Source organism: Bacillus sp. 03113, assembly GCF_006546985.1.
In the GTDB taxonomy this organism is placed as follows: Bacteria; Bacillota; Bacilli; order Bacillales; family Cytobacillaceae; genus VATK01.
The window spans coordinates 1-1690 of the sequence record NZ_VATK01000042.1 but is presented as its reverse complement, the minus strand read 5'-3'; the positions used below and the strand labels follow the sequence as shown (position 1 = coordinate 1690).

General features: G+C 34.7%; 1 protein-coding gene. It reads left to right on the top strand.

Annotated features, from left to right (window positions below):
• Positions 1-118 precede the first annotated feature (118 nt).
• Complete coding sequence (locus FDO66_RS20640; protein ID WP_141434534.1) at positions 119-1585, top strand: IS1182 family transposase; 1467 nt, start codon at positions 119-121, stop codon at positions 1583-1585.
• The last annotated feature ends 105 nt before the right edge of the window (positions 1586-1690 follow it).

The following is a 1690-nucleotide window of genomic DNA, read 5'->3' as shown; positions in this document are numbered from 1 at the left end:
GAGGCCACTGAAAAAGTCCAATTTTTTATTAGGCAGTTGAAAGTTTGATTTAATCGAACTTTCAACTGCCTTTTTGTTTTATAATTATGATATTAAAAAGTATGTAGGTGGTATAAAAATGATTTCCAATCAAGACTCTTTCACGCTTAGTCCGTTTCTAGCTATTTATGATTTCGTTGTCCCAAAAGATAATATGCTTCGCCAAATCAATGATTTAGTGGACTTTTCCTTCATTCTTGAAGAATTGAAAACAAAATATTGTCTGGATAACGGTCGTAATGCAGTGCCGCCGATTCGAATGTTCAAATATCTACTACTTAAATCCATTTTTGATTTGTCCGATGTAGATGTAGTAGAACGTTCTAAATATGATATGTCGTTTAAATATTTCCTCGATATGGCACCGGAAGAGTCTGTCATTGACCCAAGTTCTTTAACCAAATTCCGCAAGCTCCGTCTTCAAGATGTGGGTTTATTAGATATGCTCATTGGCAAGACAGTAGAGATTGCACTGGACAAAGAAATCATTAAAAGTAAAAACATTATTGTAGATGCTACCCATACAAAAGCACGTTATAATCAAAAGTCACCGAAAGAATTTTTACAAGAGAAATCAAAAAATGTACGAAAAGCCGTTTATCAAATCGATGAATCGATGAAAGAAAAACTTCCACCGAAAACTACTACTAATGAAGTAGAGGAGGAACTAAATTATTGTAATGACCTTATTTCTGTTATCGAATCAGAGCCTCAAATCGCTGCTATTCCTGCTGTTAAGGAAAAATTAAATGTTTTAAAAGAAGTGGTAGAAGACTACACCGAACAACTAAGCTTTTCAACGGATCCAGATGCACGTGTGGGTCATAAATCAGCGGATTCTTCTTTCTTTGGATATAAAACACATATTGCGATGAGTAATGAACGAATTATAACAGCTGCAGTGGTGACAACAGGGGAAAAAAGCGATGGGAAATATCTTCAAGAGTTAATTAAAAAAAGCCAAAAGACAGGAATGAAAATTGATTCAATCATTGGAGATACTGCCTATTCGGAAAAAGAAAATATTCGCTATACAAAGGAAGAGAAACTAGACCTTATTTCTAAATTACATCCACTTATTACAAATGGGAGACGGACAAAAGAAGAAGAATTTGAATTTAATAAAGATGCAGGGATGTATGTTTGTAAGGCAGGTCACATGGCCATTCAAAAGAAAATAGATGAAAGAAAGGGGCAAGATAAAAACCCTAGAATCAAATATCTTTTTGATATTGAGAAATGTAAAGTTTGTCCTTTCCGCGAAGGATGTTATAAAGAAGGAGCGAAAAGTAAATCCTATTCTGTAACCATCAAATCAACGGAACATAAGGACCAAGAAGCATTTCAAAATACAGAAAGATTTAAAGAACTAGCGAAAACTCGCTATAAAATTGAAGCGAAAAATAGTGAACTTAAACACAGACACGGTTATGAAACAGCCTCATCCTCGGGTCTATTTGGGATGGAAATTCAAGGAGCTACAGCGATATTCGCCGTCAACCTCAAGCGGATTCTAAAACTCCTTCAAGAAAAAGAGGAAAAATAGACAAGGAAAAAGGCAACTTGCTGTCTAAATTTTGGAGACAAGTTGCCTTTTATATGTCTACATTCAAATATAAACAAAAAAAAACGAAAGTTTTTCAGTGGCCTC